Raw genomic sequence first — 14,702 nt, 5'->3', positions numbered from 1 at the left:
ATCGTTCAGCCCCGCAGCGCCTCGTGGCGCACGACCAGCCAGCCGGCCGGCACCGACAGCCGCTCGGCGTGCTGGGCGCACAGGTCGTGCGCGTGCGGGTCTCCCCCCGGCCCCAGCGGACCGAGTGCCGCCATCTGGTCGCCGTAGTCGAACGTGAGGGTGGCGACGGCTTCACGCGCGCACGCCACTTTGGAGCAGAGCCGTTCGTCGATGCGGAGTGAGTCGTCCATCGCGTTCAGCCTAGGACGACGGACGCCGGACGCCCGGCTGCCGCGCGGGTCTTCCCCGCATCCGTCGGCACGCTCATCGCACCGGCCGCCGACCCGGCCTAGACTCTCAGACATGCCCCGTCGCCGCACCGCCCGTCCCGCCGCGAGGCGGAGCGCCCGCCACGGGCGCCACGGCCGGCTGGGGCGCAGCGAAGTGGTGCGCCCGCCCTTCCCGCCACTGGACGGCAGGCTCGACAGGTTCGAGATCACCGTCGGCAGCGCGGTGGAGTACCTGCGCGGCGCCTGGGAGGATCTGCGCGACGTGCGCTTCGAGATCTCGGCCATGCCCGTGCACGACCGCGACGACGGCGTGCCCCGGTGGCGCGTCGACCATGCCGCGCGGTGCGTCTCGCTGTACCGCGTGCCGATCGAGAGGCTGCTCCCGAAGGGCCACGACGACGCGCTGCACCGCCGGGTCGCGATCGAGAGCGCCGTCTTCCACGCCGCCGCGGAGTACGTCGGGCGCGAGCCGTGGGAACTCGGCCCCGACGGTCCCGACCGCTGAGCGGTGATGTCCGGTCAGGGACGCACCAGGATGGGACGCTGGGTCGCCGCCACCGGCCACAGCGGCCATCCGGCGATCGTGGCGTCGTCGCCGGTGCCCAGTATCCCGACGGCGGCGCTGACGCGTCCGTCGGCCTCGAGCACGTAGCCGCCGGAGCGCACGCGCACCGCGGCCGAGCCGCCGGCCGGCAGCCGCGCCGTCTTCTCGTCCTTCCCGCTCAGCGCGACCGTGATCTCGTGATCCTCGGGGTTGCGCAGGTACAGCGTGGCAGGCGCCCCGGACGGCACCGAGAACATCGTCGCGGTGCTGGCGGTCAGCTCCGGGGCGGGCAGCGACCAGGCGAAGTCCTGGCGATCGCCCGCTCTCGTGGTCTGCCGTGCGGCGGCGACCACCGGCTCGGACGAGGCGATCTCGATGTCGTAGGCGCCATCGCTCAGGCCGGTCAGGCCGATCTCGCCCGGAGTCGCGGCCACGAGGTCGACCGCGTACTCGTCGAGCGCCGTCGCCGAGCCGACCGCGCGCACCCGCACGGTGACGTGCGCGTCAGCATCCGGCGCCAGCATCCGGACGACGATGCCGGTGGTGTCGTCGCCCACGGTCGCCGGCGCCGAGTGCACCCCGAGGATCATCTGGCGGTCCTGCGGCCCGCTCACACCGTCCTGCAGGTCGATGCCGACCGGATCCAGCGTGCGCACCATGGTGGACTGCAGACTGGCGCGCACGGGCGCGCCCGAGGAGCGCACCCGGACGACCGGCGAGTCCTCACCGGCCGCGACCGACGCCAGCGGCACACCCAGCTGCGTCTCGGCGGGAACGACGACGGTGGATGCCGATCGTGACGCGCCGTAGCTGTCCAGCTGGACCGTGGCGGTCACCGCTCCGGGGTTGGACAGCACGATGATGTCGGATGCTCCGGTGGAGACGTCCCCGCCCACCAGCCAGGTGCTCAGCGAGGGCTCACGGCAGGGTGCGGCTGCGAAGCCGGTGGCGTCGTCGTCGGAGAGCCGCGTGGATTCGACCGCCGAGAACCGCGGCACCTTCCGGCCCTCGACGGCGCCGGTGATGGCCTGGGCCCCGCTGCCGCCGGCAAGGTCGGGCAGTTCCAGCGGCGCGGAGGCGGTGGCGTCGTGGTCGCCGTCGACGCGCAGCTCGAGCGCGGCGGCCGAGACCATGAGGTCGGCCTTGGTCGCGTCGCGGCCGAGCACGCGGAAGGAACCGCTGCACACCAGCACGGAGTCGCTCGGCACGGGCGTGACCGTGCTCGTGGCGGGCTCGGTGCGCACCTCGGGCCAGGGCGCCACCGACCCGGCGACCACCGCGAGTGCGCAGGCTGCGGCGACGATCGCGCCGGCGGCGAGGCGGGCGCCCGTCGCGGCGAGGCGGATGCTGCGCTGCTTCATCGGCTGACCTCCGTCTCGGCCTCGTCATCGTCGTGGGCGGGTTGGTGCGCGGTGACCGGCGGCGCCTGCGGATCCTGGTGATCCGCGATCCTGCGCCGCGGGAGCACGATCGGCTCGTCCGGCATCCGGCCGACGATGCGCGAGCGGGAGCGGGACGCGCGACGGGAGGCCCGCGTCGGGATGGCCAGCAGCAGCGCCGCCAGGAGCACGATCAGCTGCACGGCGCTGATCAGCGTGAGCACGGCGTGCTGACCGGCGGTCAGCTGCGCGCGCGGCGCGATGTCGCCGTCGATGCGCCACAGCATGCCTCGTGCGGTGTCGCCCGCCTTGACGAGTCCGGTGCGCTGATCGATGGCCGTCGTCGCCTGGTCGCGCAGTGCGCGGGCGCGATCCTGCTCCTGCGGTGTGGTCGCGAGCAGCACGAAGCTGATGCCGTCGTCGGCGAGCGACGCGGCGGCATCGAAGTCGCGACCCGAGATCATGTCCACCGCGACGGGGGCGATGTCCTCGCCCAGCGGCGCGGTCGCTGTGCTCATCAGGGTGCTGCGCGCTCCGAGCGTGTCGCTCGAGCCCCAGATGATCCGTGCGGACAGGCTGCCGTCGTTCAACGGCGTGAGCACGAGCGTCCCGTGGCCGTCGCCGTCGTCGGGCTGGGCTGCCACCAGCGCGGGAAGCGTGCTGGTGGGGCCGTTCTGCACCAGCGCGCGGCCCTGGTGCAGCGACAGCAGCGCCGGCACCGCGCAGACCGCCACCGTCACTCCCGCCAGCAGCGCCGCGCCGGTGCGCAGCGGGGTGAGCACGACGACGGTGTCCAAGGCGACCAGTGCCGCCCCGACCGCGCCCAGCCAGGCCAGGCTCAGGCCGGTGCCCGGCCAGACCGCCACACCGGTGCCGCCGGTGAACGCCACGACGATCCCCGCCATGAACAGCGCCGTCGACAGGCCCGCCAGCGAGGTCACGAGCAGCACGCAGCCGGCGCGCCAGCGCGGCGAGAGCGCGGACAGCAGCGCGAGCAGCGCGACCGGGGCAAGCAGCAGCGGCGCCCACGGCGCGAGCACACCGTCGGCGAACCAGCCCCAGCCCGACCGATCCCCGGAGGGGAAGCCGGTGGCGATGTCGGTGCGGGCGGCCGGATCGAGTGCGAGCAGCACGCCGGGGTCGGCGAGCAGCGCCCACGGCTCGCCGTCGCGGATCCTGCGGACGACCAGCGGTGCGAACAGCGCCGCACTCGGGATCAGCAGCCAGAACACGCGTGCGGCCCCGCGCAGACGCCGGCCGGCGAGCATCAGCACGAGGGTGATCAGCCAGAGCGCGGCGAACGCGGGCGCGAGTGAAGGCGCGCAGGCCAGCGTCGCCGCGGTGAGCACGGATGCCGCACCGGCCGCGCCCCAGGAGCGGTGCGCCACGGCGGCGCTGTGGAGCACCCAGGGAAGCAGCAGATGCACCAGCACCGCAGCCGGCCGCCCCTGCATGAGCGCGGTGAGGAAAGTGGGAGCCAGCGCCCAGAGCACGCCGCCCAGGATGCGCAGTCCCGCCCTGTCGGTCACGCGCGTGGCGGCGAACCAGCCGCCCAGCACCGCCAGCGGCAGTGCCGTCAGCCAGAGCATCACGAGAGCGAAGGAGGGAGCCGCCGGCGAGAGTGTGCCGAGCACGGCGAGGACTCCGGCGAAGGGGTCGGCGGGGCCGATCACGCCCAGACCGACATCGCGCAGCCCCCACGCCGCATCCGCCCACAGCGCACCCACCGTGCGCCGCAGCGGCAGCAGCGCTCCGCCGCCGATCGCCGGCCAGGCGAGCATCGCGACGAAGGCGGCCAGACCGATGACCAGCGCGGCGAGCACCGCCCACGCGCCGCCGCCGCCGAAGAAGTTGAGCTCGCTCGTCGCTCCCCGCTCCGTGCCGTGCCCGTCATCGAGACGCTGCCTGAGCTGAGTGCGACTCACCCGCAGCGGAGCGATCTCCGCCCAGGAGGCGCGCCGGAACGAGCGGATCGCGCGCCGGGATCGGGCCAGGGCCCGCAGCCGCACCATCGCAGTCAGGGCTGCCCCCCACTCCGGCGCGACGTTGCCCGGCCGCTTGCCGATCAGGTGCGTGATCGAGCGCCACAGTGCCAGCGGGAGCAGTGACAGCCAGTGCAGCGGTACGGCGATCGCCGGAGCGTAGGCCAGCCGGCGATGCAGCTGCGACCGCCGTGCGGCCCACGCGCGCGCCATCGTCGCACGGCCGCGCGCCGGCTCCGCTCCGGGATCGACGCCCACGCGCGCACGAGGGACGACCACGAGCCGGGCGCCGCCGAGGCGCGCGCGGACGCCCAGGTCGAGGCCCTCATCGGCGTCGGCGAGCGCGATGTCGGGACGCAGCACCAGTGGCGCCTCCGCCCGGATCAGCATCCCGCGCACGTCGGCGCCGAGCACGTCCTCGAGGTCGTCGTGCTGTCCCTGGTCGAGCTCTCCGGCGGCCAGCTCGACAGCGCGCCCCCAGCGGGTCATGCTGACGCCCATCGACACGATCTCGCGGTCGTCGTCGCGTCGCACCAGCTTCGGGGCGGCGATCGCCGCGGACGGCGACCGCTCCAGCGCGCCGGAGAGCAGTGCCAGCGCCTCCGGATCGGGGACCGCCCCGTCAGTGAGCAGCCACACCGGCGTGCCGGCGGGAACGCGCGGACGCGCCAGCGCCACGGCCTCGGAGAAGGTCGTACCGGGACGCGCCTCGATGATGCCCTCGACGGTGCGCCCGATGCCGCCGAGCCCGCGGATGGAGGCGGCATCCCCCAGCACCACGACCGTGACGGCCCCCGTGGGCGCGCTCTGCGCGGAGAGGGCGTCGAGGGTGCGGCTGAGTCGGGAACTCGCGGATCTCCCCGCGCGGGCGACGATGATGACGTGGGCGCGTGCTGGCATGGCCATGTCAGCCTATGCAGGGCGACGCGTGCGCGGGCTCACCGCGTCGGCGCGTTCGCGAAGATGTTCGCCGCGGCGGCGCGCCGCGGCGTCGCCGTCAGCTCGCGCGGCGCTTCAGCTTGCGGCGCTCGCGCTCGCTGAGCCCGCCCCAGATGCCGAAGCGCTCGTCGTTGTTGAGGGCGTACTCGAGGCACTCGCCGCGCACGTCGCACGAGGTGCAGATGCGCTTGGCATCGCGCGTCGATCCGCCCTTCTCGGGAAAGAAGGCCTCGGGGTCGGTCTGCGCGCACAGCGCGTCGACCTGCCAGGCGAGAGCCCCGTCGTCGTCGGCATCGGCCCGACGGACCCCGGGAACCCCGAGGTTCACCGGATCGACGAACCAATTCTCAGGAACGTCTGAGCGGTAACCCGTCATCTCGATCCTCCAACCCTGTTCGTGCCCCCCGCGGGCCGTTCTTCAGATAATTACACCCGTGTCATTCGCTCCGGTCAAGTCGCGGATGGTAAACCCTCAATGGCGGCTTTAAGGTTCATGACCCCGCCATCGGCGTGTCGCGGCACGTGGCGCAGGACCGTGCCGCAGCACCGCTCATGCGCGACCGGGCTCGGCGAGGAAGATCTCGCCGGAGCCGCGCAGCACCAGCGAGATCTCGTCGGCAGTGGCGAACACCGCGGTGCCCACGCGCACGTCGACCGGCTCGCCGTCCGCCCCCGAGACGGTCACCTCGCCGGCCGTGGCGAGCGCCATCGCCGGGCCCGAGACGGAGACGGAGACGGTCCGCTCCCCCGCCACTTCGATGCGCCGGAGCGCGAAATCGCTCACCGGGATGTCGTAGCCGCGCACGGCCCCGCCGGCCGGCTGCACGGGCACCGCCCCCGGCGCGGTGTCGACGATCGCCAGCAGCTCGGCGACGTCCAGGTGCTTGCGGGTGAGGCCGCCCCGCAGCACGTTGTCACTGGCGGCCATGATCTCGACCCCCAGGCCCGCGAGGTACGCGTGCAGCATGCCGGCGCGCAGGAAGATCGCCTCGCCCCGTCGCAGCACCACGAAGTTCATCAGCAGGGCGACCACTGCGCCCGGGTCGCCGGGACAGCGCTCCGCGATCGCCCGTACGGCGGCGACGGCCCCGTCGAAGCGCCCCGGCCGCGCCGTCGGCAGCGCCGCGACGATCTCGTCGACCGCGTCGCCGGAGCCGCCCGAGAGCAGCCAGGCGATCGTGCGGCGCAGCACCTCGGCATCCGCTCCCCCGGTGAGCCGGTCGCGCAGCGCGACGACCCCGGGCGCGTCCGGCAGCGCCGACAGCAGCTCCAGGGTCTCGGCGACAGGGCGCAGCCCTGCGAGCGCTTCGAAGCGGTCGCTGAGCGCGACGATCAGCTCGGGCTTGTGGTTCTCGTCACGATAGTTGCGCGTCGGGTCATCGGCATCCATCCCCCGCTCTCGCGCGAAGCCCTGCTGCGCCTGCTCCCGCGTGGGGTGGACTTGGATCGACAGCGGATCGGCGGCGGCCAGCAGCTTGAGCAGGTACGGCAGCGTGCCGCCCGTGATGGCGTCCAGCGTGCCCCCGCCCGCCACGTCGGCCGGGTCGCCGGCGTGGTCGCCGAACCAGACCTCGGCCTCGGGCAACCCGGACGGGGCGCGCCCCTCCAGCTCCGCCAGCAGTGTGGTCGATCCCCAGGCGTAGTCGCGCGGCGCGTTCGTGATCGTCAGCAGCATGCCTCCAGCGTAGGACGCGGACGCCTCGGAGGCGCCCGTCGTCCTGACCGCGGGTCCGGGGACGTCGACGGACTTCGCGAGGTAGCCTGAACGCGATGGCCGTGTACACCAAGCACCCCGTGGCTGCGCCGCTCGCCGCACCCGCGCGCGAGACGACCGGGCACCTGCTGGTGCGCGCCTACAGCGTGCTCTGCCTGTTCTGCGTGCTCGCGCACACCGCCGTCTACGACCTGCTCGGCCCGGTGGGTGCCGCGATCGTCCTGGCCGTGCTCACGCTCGGCGCGCTGGCGGTCTGGATACCCGCCATCGTGACGAGCCGTCCCACACGCTTCCCGTGGCGACGGCTGCCGTGGACCGCCCTGGGCTACGGCGCGCTCGCGCTCGTCTCGGTGCTGTGGTCGCGCTGGCCCGGCGCCACGCTGCTGACCTGGGCGCTGATGGCGGCGGTCACGGTGACCGCGCTGATGGTGGCGACGATCCTGACCTGGCAGGAGATCGTCCGCGCGCTGTCCACCGCGCTGAAGGCGATCCTCGGGCTCTCGCTGCTGATCGAGCTGTGGGTGGCGCTCGTGCTGCGGCATCCGATCCTGCCGAACTTCGCCGAGCCGCCGCCGGGCCCGATCGACCCGGTGAGCTACTGGGTGCGGGGCAACCTGTTCAACGGAGGGCGCATCCAGGGCGTGGTGGGCAATGCGCATGCGCTGGCGATGATGTGCCTGTTCGCGCTGATCGTGTTCGCCGTGCTGTACGCCGCGCGCGTCAGGCGGCGAGGGATGCTGATCGCGTGGGGCGCACTCGCGGTGCTGCTGCTGGTCAAGGCGGCCTCCGCCACCGTCTACCTGAGCGTGGTCGTGCTGCTGGCCGTGGCCGCCGCGGCGCTGGTCGCCCGGGCCGCGCGCACCCCCGCGGCCCGCCGTGCCGTGTATCTCGTGGCCGCGGCGGTGTTCGCGGCCGGCATCAAGACCGCCGTGCTGCTGCGCGATCAGGTGCTCGGCCTGTTCGGCAAGAACTCCGACCTGACCGGACGGGTGGAGATCTGGCGGGCGGTGTGGGAGCGCGCGATCACCCGCCCGGTGCTCGGAAACGGCTTCTCGTCGCCGTGGGTGCCGTGGGACCCGGCCTTCGACGGCTGGATCCTCAACCACGGCATCACGGTGTTCCACGCGCACGACATGTGGCTGGACGTGTTCCTGCAGCTCGGCGCCGTCGGAGTCGCGCTGATGGCCGTCGCCTGGCTGGCGCTGGCGTGGCGGGCGTGGTTCTTCGCCGTGGACCGGCCGCGGTGGGATCTCGATGCCGATCGTCCCTATTCGGCGCTGGCGCTGATGCCGCTGCTGCTGACGGCGGCCCTGCTGTTCGAAGGGCTCGCCGAATCCGCTCCGATCATGCTCTGGGGATGGATGCTGCTGATCCTGCTGTCCTTCAAGATGAAGTCCGTGCCGCTGATCGGCGTCGGCGTCGGCGAGCGCACGCCGGTGATCTCGCACGGACCGCGTGCACGGCAGGTGCCATGACGCCGCGGCGGCTGGTCGTCTCGCTGCTCGCCTCGGCGGAGTTCGCTCGCGCGTACACGCTCACGGCCCTCGCCGCCGTCTTCGCCTCGTTCCTGATCGAGCGGCTCACCTCGACGCCGACGCTCGTCACGATCCTCGGACTGCTGGCGGTGATCGGCGCCGCCGTGCTGATGGCGCGACGCGAGGAGCTCTCGCTGCTGCGGTTCGCGCCGACATCGCTGATCGGCTTCCTCGCCCTGGCGATCATCAGCGTGCTGTGGTCGTCTCACCGCTCGCACACCGTGCTCGACTGGCTGTCGCTGCTGGGGGTCGCGATCGTCGCGATCACGATCGGGCATGTGCGCGACACGCTGCAGACCGTGCGCGCGATCGGCGACGTCCTGCGGTGGCTGCTCGGTCTCTCCCTGGCGCTGGAGGTGCTCTCCGGCATCCTGCTGGACATCCCCTTCGCCGCTTTCGGGATCGACGGCAACCTGGCCCTCGGCGGGCCCATCCAGGGCATCTTCGGCACCCGCAACATGCTCGGCTTCGTGTGCGTGGTGGCGCTGATCACCTTCGTGATCGAGTGGCGCACGCAGTCCGTGGGACGCGGGGTGGGCGTTCTCTCGGTGGCGCTCGGGGGCTTTCTCGCCCTGCTGTCGGCATCGCCCACCGTGGTGGTGCTCGCCGCCGCGGTGGGAGTCACGACCGTGGCGTTGACGATCGTGCGGCACACCCCGCCCGCCCGGCGTGCGACGGTGCAGTGGGTGCTGGGCGCCCTGGTGGCCGCCGCGCTCGCGTTCGCGTTCGCGCAGCGGCACCGGATCATCCGGCTGCTGGATGCCGGTTCGGACTTCTCCACGCGCGCCGACCTGTGGAACGCGATCCTGGACTGGGTGGCCGGCAAGCCGGTCACCGGCTACGGGTGGTTCGGATCGTGGACCGGCGGGGAGTATCCGTTCCAGTACATCAACTTCCAGCTCTCCGACCACCACCAGTCGGCGCTGAACGCGTACTTCGACGTGCTGCTGCAGCTGGGCGTGCTGGGACTCGCCCTCTTCCTCGTGCTGGGCGGCGTGGCCACGGTGCGGTCCTGGCTGGTGGCCAGCGTGCGCCGCTCGGTGGTGTATGCCTGGACGCCGTTGCTGCTGGTCACGCTGGCGGTCGAGTCGATGTTCGAGAGCTTCACGCTCAGCGGGGCCGGCTGGCTGCTGCTGGTGCTGTGCGCGCTGCGTGCGGGACAGACCAGGTCCTGGCGGCAGAACATCGACGACGCGCAGACCGGCGCCGTGCCGACGCTGGGCGCCGAGAGGTAGCCGGGACCACCGAGCGTCTTCGGGGTTCCCAGGGCCAGCACGGGTAGGCTGTCACCTCGTGACCCATGTGCTGCAGAACGTCGTCTTCCCGCTCGACAGGGATCCCGATCTTCTTCCGCTCTACGCCGATCCGGAGACGTGGTCCGTCATCGACGAGGAACCCGTGCGGGTCTCCAATCGCGCGCACCTGGGGAACATCCTCGGCCGGCACCGCGCGCGCATCCTCTCCGGCCGCCGCGTCTCGCTCGGCACGTACTTCAACGCCTTCCCCGCGTCGTACTGGCAGCACTGGACCAGCGTCCGGCAGGTGCGCCTCACCGTGCGCACCAGCGGACCCGCCACGATCCTGGTGTACCGCTCCAACGGCAGCGGCATCCGCCAGCGGATCGATACCCGTGAGGTGACCGGCGACGCAGTCACCTCGTTCGACCTCGCGCTGACCGAGTACAGCGACGGCGGGTGGATCTGGTTCGACGTCGTGGCCGACGAGAAGAACGCCGTGCTCGAGGGCGCGGAGTGGACCACCGAGCAGGAGCCGGCGCGCCGCGGCAAGGCGTCCCTGGGCATCACGACCTACAACAAGCCGGACTACTGCGTCGAGACGCTGCGCGCGCTGGCCGCGTCTCCGGACGCGCTGGAGTTCGTCGACCGCGTCTTCCTGATCGATCAGGGCACGCAGCTGGTGGCCGACGAGGACGGATTCGCCGAGGTCGCCGAGCAGCTCGGTGAGACGCTGCAGGTGATCCGGCAGCCCAACCTCGGCGGTTCCGGCGGATTCGCCCGCTCCATGCACGAGACGCTGAAGCGCCCCGAGAGCGACTTCGTGCAGCTGCTGGACGACGATGTGCGCCTGGAGCCCGAGTCGCTGCGCCGCTCGATCGTGTTCGCGCGCTTCGCCACCGCACCTGTGCTCGTCGGCGGGCACATGTTCGACCTGCTCGACCGTCCCAAGCTGCACGGCTGGGCGGAGGTCGTCGACGAGGCGCCTTTCATGTGGCGCAACCTCTATCAGGAGCGGATGCCGCACGACTTCGGCGTGGCCAATCTGCGGCAGTCGCCACTGCTGCACATGCGGATGGATGCCGATTACAACGGCTGGTGGATGTGCCTGATCCCGCTGGAGGCGATCCGCCAGGTGGGGCTGTCGCTTCCCGCCTTCATCAAGTGGGACGATGCGGAGTTCTGCCTGCGCGCGGGCGAGGCCGGCTATTCGACGGTGTCCCTGCCCGGTGTCGCCCTGTGGCACGTCTCCTGGGTCAACAAAGACGACACCATCGACTGGCAGGCGTACTTCCACGCCCGCAACCGGATCGTCGCGGGGCTGCTGCACTCCGGTGCTCCGCACGGCGGCCGCCTGCTCAAGCACAGCCTGCGCGTCGATCTGAAGCACCTGATGATGATGCAGTACTACCCCGTGGCGCTGCGGACGAAGGCGCTGCGCGACGTGCTCTCCGGCCCGGACCACATGCGCAGGAACCTCGCGACGGCCATGCCCGACGCGCGCAGGCTCGCGGGCGACTTCCCCGAGACGGTGGTGCACCGCGACCCGACGCGCGTGCTGCACTCCCGGCACGGGCGTCAGGTGTACAAGCAGTCCAAGCTGCACGAGTTCGACAGCCCGACCGGACTGCGGCTGCGCTGGTTCACCCTGCGGACCCTCGTGACCCACTGGCTGCGCACGCCGAACCCGGCGAACCTCGCCCAGCCGGAGGTCGAGTTCGGGAAGAACGACGCGATGTGGTGGCGCGTGCCGTACTTCGACAGCGCGCTCGTCAGCTCTGCCGACGGGTCGGGGAAGAACGTCTACACCCGTGATCGCGCCCGGTACCGCCGGATGCTGCGGGAGAGCTGGGTGCTGCACCGGAGGCTGCGCCGGAACTGGGGCAGGCTGCAGCAGCAGTACCGCAGCGCGCTCCCCGACCTGGTCTCGGACTCGTCCTGGCAGCGGATCTTCGAGGAGCAGGCATGACCGTCGCCGAGTTCGATCCCGCGTCCGCGGCGATCGTGATCGTCACCTTCAACCGCTCGCAGCTGCTGCGCGGCCTGCTCACCAGCATCCGCACGATGGACCCGAAGCCCGGCCGCGTCGTCATCATCGACAACGCCTCCTCCGACGACACCCCTGCCGTGGTCGATTCCTTCCGCGCCGACCTCGGCGCGGAGATCGTCTACCGCCGCCTGGAGACGAACACGGGCGGCTCCGGCGGATTCAGCGAGGGGATGCGCACCGCCTACGAGCTCGGCGCCGAGTGGATCTGGATGATGGACGACGACGTCGAGGTGCTTCCCGACGGCCTCGCGCGCATGGGGCACTGGTCCCGCCGGTTCAAGAGCATCCAGGGCCGCCGCTACGACTACGACGGCAGCGAGTTCTACTGGCAGTACCGCATCGCCGACCGGATGGGCATCCCGATCCCGTTCGCGCCGTCGGGCTTCGACGAATCCGGGTTCAAGGAGATGAACAGCGGCTGCTTCGAGGGGATGTTCATCCACCGCTCGATCGTGGCGCAGATCGGCCTGCCCGACCCGCGCTTCTTCATCTACTGGGACGACCAGCTGTACGGCTGGCTGGCGTCGCGGCTGACGACCGCGGTGATCGTGAACGAGTTCGTGCTGCGGCGCACGCGCGAGATCAAGCAGTGGGACATGGGCATCCGCCACATGAACGCGTCCAGCAACGCGTACCGCTACTACATCATGCGCAACCGCGCGTACATCAAGCACTACTACCGGCTCAACGGCGTGTACAGCCCCGTGCTGTTCGGCCTGGGCACCACCGCCACCTTCGTCAAGGAGATCATCCGCCTGCTCTTCGTGGAGCGGACGGTGCGCGGCACGAGCAACCTGGTCCGGGGACTCCGCGATGGCGGAAGAATCGGACGGGACAGATCCTGGCAGCCGATGCCGGCATTGGAGGCATGATGACCGAACCGCAGCAGGAGTACCTGTGGGCTCCCACTCCCGACCGGCCGCGGCGCGGACGCGTCTGGCTCATCGTCGCGCTGTCGATCGTCGCGCTGCTGATCGTCGGGGCGGTGCTGCTGTTCCTGTTCACCCGCGGTGGGGCGCCGTCGCCGGTGAGCTCCGGCACGCCGACGCCCACGGCATCCGACTCGCCCTCGGCGTCCCCCACGCCCACCCCGACGCCGACACCGACATCGACGCCGACGCCCACATCGGCTCCGACGCCGCTGCCGACGCAGACGACGCCGCCGGAGCCGAAGGACCCGGACGTGGACGCGTTCCGCGAGAAGGTCTCCCCGGTGCTGGACGCCGCTCGCCAGGGCCTGCAGTACGCCGCCGATGAGGATCCGCAGCAGGCGGCGCAGGATGTGGGGCTGCTGCAGGACGACGCGGGCCGTCTGGCGGATCTCGTGGCGCCGAGCTCGATCGCCTCGAACTGGAACACGGCCGTGCACGACTACGCGGACGCGCTGGCGAGCCTTCGCGCGGCCTACGAGCAGGGCGGCGCCGCGCAGAGCGAGTCGGCGGCCGCGACGAGCGCGCTCGGCACGCTGAACGGCCTGGTGGGCCGCTGAGGCCCGCCGGTCAGCGCGTGCTGTAGTCGGCGTCGTAGCGGTCGAGCACGGCGTCGATCGAGGAATCCAGCACCAGGGCGCCCTTGTCGAGGTAGAGCCCGCGCGTGCAGAAGCGGCGCAGGTCGCGCTCGTTGTGACTGACGAAGAACAGCGTGCGACCGTCGGCGAGCAGCTCATCGATGCGCGAATAGCACTTGTCGCGGAACGCCTTGTCGCCCACCGCGAGCACCTCGTCGACCAGCAGGATCGGCTCATCCAGCTGCGAGACGACCGAGAACGCCAGGCGCACCTTCATGCCATTGGAGAGGTGCTTGTAGGGGGTGTCCTCGAAGCCTGCCAGCTCGGCGAAGGAGATGATGTCGTCGTAGCGCCCGGCGATCTGCGCGCGGGACATGCCGTGCAGCCCTGCGGTCATCCTCACGTTCTCGCGCACGGTCAGATCTCCGACGAAGCCGCCGGTCAGCTCGATCAGCGGCGCCACGCCGCCGTGCACGTCGACGGTGCCCTCGTCGGGCAGCAGCACGCCGGCGACCAGCCGCAGCAGCGTGGACTTGCCCTGACCGTTGCGCCCCACGACCCCGATCGACTCCCCCGCCTGCACTGTGAAGCTCACATCGCGCAGCGCCCAGAACTCCCCCGGGCGCGAGCGCCGGGAGGCCCCGCCGAACAGGTCCATGAAGCTGCGCCGTCCGCGCCTGTTGCGGCGGAACTGCACGCCCAGGCCCTTCACCTCGATGGCCGCGGTCATCACAGCTCCTTCAGCACGGTGCGCTCGAGCCGGCGGAACACCCACACACCCAGCGCGAGAATCAGCAGGCTCATCACGACGCTGATCATGACCGTCGTCGTGTGCCACTGGTCGGGGAAGAACGCCATCCGGTACAGCGTGAAGATGCCCGCCAGCGGGTTGAACGATCCGAGCGTCTGCACGGCCTCGGGCAGGTTCGACACGTTGTAGATGATCGGCGTCGCGTAGAACAGCGCGCGCAGGATGAGCCCTGTGGTGCGCTGCAGGTCGGAGTACAGCGCGCACAGCGGCGCCACGATGAGCCCGATCCCCACCAGCAGCACCGCCTGCAGCAGCATGGCGACCGGCACCCACAGCACGCCCCAGCCGAGGTGCGCCAGCTGATCGGGCTGCGACTCGAACAGCACGTTCGCGAGGACGAACAGGGCGAGCACGGGCAGCGAGAACAGGAACTCGAGTCCGTTCGTCAGCACGATGCGATTCACCCAGATCGTGCGCGGAATAGCCGTGGAGCGCACCAGACGGGAGTCGCGCTTGAACGCCTTGGTCAGATCGGACACCGAGGAGTTGAACCACACCCAGGGCAGCAGTCCGCTGATCAGGAAGATGATGTACGGATCCTCGCCGACGTCGCGGTGGAAGATCTGCGTGAAGACGAACCAGTAGATCGCGCTCATCACCAGCGGGTCGAGCACCGACCACACGTAGCCGAGGGCGCTGGTGGCGTAGCGCACCTTGAGATCGCGCGCGGAGAGCAGCCACAGCGAGTGCAGATAGCGCTGCGTCGTCCCTGGCGCCGCCACCGTGATCCTGCTCAT

The 14,702-nt window shown here is 71.5% G+C and carries 13 protein-coding genes; 6 read left to right on the top strand and 7 right to left on the bottom strand.

The window, feature by feature from the left end; translation table 11 throughout:
* Window positions 1-5: 5 nt before the first annotated feature.
* Window positions 6-230, bottom strand: a complete 225-nt coding sequence (locus Q9R19_RS03955; protein ID WP_396653444.1) for a DUF3499 family protein — start codon at window positions 228-230, stop codon at window positions 6-8.
* Between the two features lie 112 nt (window positions 231-342).
* On the opposite strand from Q9R19_RS03955, the gene Q9R19_RS03950 reads away from it, so the two are divergent.
* Window positions 343-774 carry a hypothetical protein gene (locus Q9R19_RS03950; RefSeq protein ID WP_311255038.1) on the top strand — a complete coding sequence of 144 codons (432 nt, stop codon included), beginning with the start codon at window positions 343-345 and terminating at the stop codon, window positions 772-774.
* Between the two features lie 14 nt (window positions 775-788).
* Here the strand turns inward: Q9R19_RS03950 and Q9R19_RS03945 are convergent, their stop codons facing one another.
* From Q9R19_RS03945 to manA, 4 genes are all read right to left on the bottom strand, one after another.
* Window positions 789-2,174: a DUF5719 family protein gene (locus Q9R19_RS03945; protein WP_311255037.1), complete on the bottom strand. Its 1,386-nt coding sequence runs from the start codon at window positions 2,172-2,174 to the stop codon at window positions 789-791.
* A complete protein-coding gene (locus Q9R19_RS03940) occupies window positions 2,171-5,080 on the bottom strand; it encodes a glycosyltransferase (RefSeq protein ID WP_311255036.1) in 2,910 nt (969 codons plus the stop codon). The genes Q9R19_RS03945 and Q9R19_RS03940 overlap by 4 nt, the downstream gene beginning before the upstream one ends.
* A gap of 91 nt (window positions 5,081-5,171) precedes the next feature.
* Complete coding sequence (locus Q9R19_RS03935; RefSeq protein WP_311255035.1) at window positions 5,172-5,489, bottom strand: WhiB family transcriptional regulator; 318 nt, start codon at window positions 5,487-5,489, stop codon at window positions 5,172-5,174.
* A gap of 174 nt (window positions 5,490-5,663) precedes the next feature.
* Complete coding sequence (gene manA / locus Q9R19_RS03930; protein ID WP_311255034.1) at window positions 5,664-6,788, bottom strand: mannose-6-phosphate isomerase, class I; 1,125 nt, start codon at window positions 6,786-6,788, stop codon at window positions 5,664-5,666.
* Window positions 6,789-6,883: 95 nt separating this feature from the next.
* Between manA and Q9R19_RS03925 the strand changes: the two genes are divergently transcribed.
* The 5 genes from Q9R19_RS03925 to Q9R19_RS03905 are packed head-to-tail and all read left to right on the top strand — an operon-like array spanning window position 6,884 to window position 13,136.
* On the top strand, window positions 6,884-8,302 hold the full coding sequence (locus tag Q9R19_RS03925; protein ID WP_311255033.1) for an O-antigen ligase family protein: 1,419 nt from the start codon (window positions 6,884-6,886) through the stop codon (window positions 8,300-8,302).
* On the top strand, window positions 8,299-9,597 hold the full coding sequence (locus Q9R19_RS03920) for an O-antigen ligase family protein (protein ID WP_311255032.1): 1,299 nt from the start codon (window positions 8,299-8,301) through the stop codon (window positions 9,595-9,597). Before Q9R19_RS03925 ends, Q9R19_RS03920 begins: the two co-directional genes overlap by 4 nt.
* 58 nt (window positions 9,598-9,655) lie before the next feature.
* Window positions 9,656-11,566: a glycosyltransferase gene (locus tag Q9R19_RS03915; RefSeq protein ID WP_311255031.1), complete on the top strand. Its 1,911-nt coding sequence runs from the start codon at window positions 9,656-9,658 to the stop codon at window positions 11,564-11,566.
* Window positions 11,563-12,519, top strand: coding sequence for a glycosyltransferase family 2 protein (locus Q9R19_RS03910; RefSeq protein WP_311255030.1), 957 nt, complete (start codon window positions 11,563-11,565; stop codon window positions 12,517-12,519). The genes Q9R19_RS03915 and Q9R19_RS03910 overlap by 4 nt, the downstream gene beginning before the upstream one ends.
* On the top strand, window positions 12,519-13,136 hold the full coding sequence (locus Q9R19_RS03905; protein ID WP_311255029.1) for a hypothetical protein: 618 nt from the start codon (window positions 12,519-12,521) through the stop codon (window positions 13,134-13,136). The genes Q9R19_RS03910 and Q9R19_RS03905 overlap by 1 nt, the downstream gene beginning before the upstream one ends.
* A gap of 10 nt (window positions 13,137-13,146) precedes the next feature.
* On the opposite strand, the gene Q9R19_RS03900 is transcribed toward Q9R19_RS03905, so the two are convergent.
* Window positions 13,147-13,884, bottom strand: coding sequence for an ABC transporter ATP-binding protein (locus tag Q9R19_RS03900; RefSeq protein WP_311255028.1), 738 nt, complete (start codon window positions 13,882-13,884; stop codon window positions 13,147-13,149).
* Complete coding sequence (locus Q9R19_RS03895; protein WP_311255027.1) at window positions 13,884-14,702, bottom strand: ABC transporter permease; 819 nt, start codon at window positions 14,700-14,702, stop codon at window positions 13,884-13,886. The genes Q9R19_RS03900 and Q9R19_RS03895 overlap by 1 nt, the downstream gene beginning before the upstream one ends.

Source organism: Microbacterium sp. ARD32, assembly GCF_031844385.1.
In the GTDB taxonomy this organism is placed as follows: Bacteria; Actinomycetota; Actinomycetes; order Actinomycetales; family Microbacteriaceae; genus Microbacterium.
This window is presented reverse-complemented; position numbering and strand designations above follow the sequence as displayed.

Bases quoted from the DNA above. Each gene is read 5' to 3' on its own strand.
- Q9R19_RS03955 (WP_396653444.1), bottom strand. From the start codon at position 230: ATGGACGACTCACTCCGCATCGACGAACGGCTCTGCTCCAAAGTGGCG.
- Q9R19_RS03950 (WP_311255038.1), top strand. From the start codon at position 343: ATGCCCCGTCGCCGCACCGCCCGTCCCGCCGCGAGGCGGAGCGCCCGC.
- Q9R19_RS03945 (WP_311255037.1), bottom strand. From the start codon at position 2,174: ATGAAGCAGCGCAGCATCCGCCTCGCCGCGACGGGCGCCCGCCTCGCC.
- Q9R19_RS03940 (WP_311255036.1), bottom strand. From the start codon at position 5,080: ATGGCCATGCCAGCACGCGCCCACGTCATCATCGTCGCCCGCGCGGGG.
- Q9R19_RS03935 (WP_311255035.1), bottom strand. From the start codon at position 5,489: ATGACGGGTTACCGCTCAGACGTTCCTGAGAATTGGTTCGTCGATCCG.
- manA (WP_311255034.1), bottom strand. From the start codon at position 6,788: ATGCTGCTGACGATCACGAACGCGCCGCGCGACTACGCCTGGGGATCG.
- Q9R19_RS03925 (WP_311255033.1), top strand. From the start codon at position 6,884: ATGGCCGTGTACACCAAGCACCCCGTGGCTGCGCCGCTCGCCGCACCC.
- Q9R19_RS03920 (WP_311255032.1), top strand. From the start codon at position 8,299: ATGACGCCGCGGCGGCTGGTCGTCTCGCTGCTCGCCTCGGCGGAGTTC.
- Q9R19_RS03910 (WP_311255030.1), top strand. From the start codon at position 11,563: ATGACCGTCGCCGAGTTCGATCCCGCGTCCGCGGCGATCGTGATCGTC.
- Q9R19_RS03905 (WP_311255029.1), top strand. From the start codon at position 12,519: ATGACCGAACCGCAGCAGGAGTACCTGTGGGCTCCCACTCCCGACCGG.
- Q9R19_RS03900 (WP_311255028.1), bottom strand. From the start codon at position 13,884: ATGACCGCGGCCATCGAGGTGAAGGGCCTGGGCGTGCAGTTCCGCCGC.
- Q9R19_RS03895 (WP_311255027.1), bottom strand. From the start codon at position 14,702: ATGAGCAGGATCACGGTGGCGGCGCCAGGGACGACGCAGCGCTATCTG.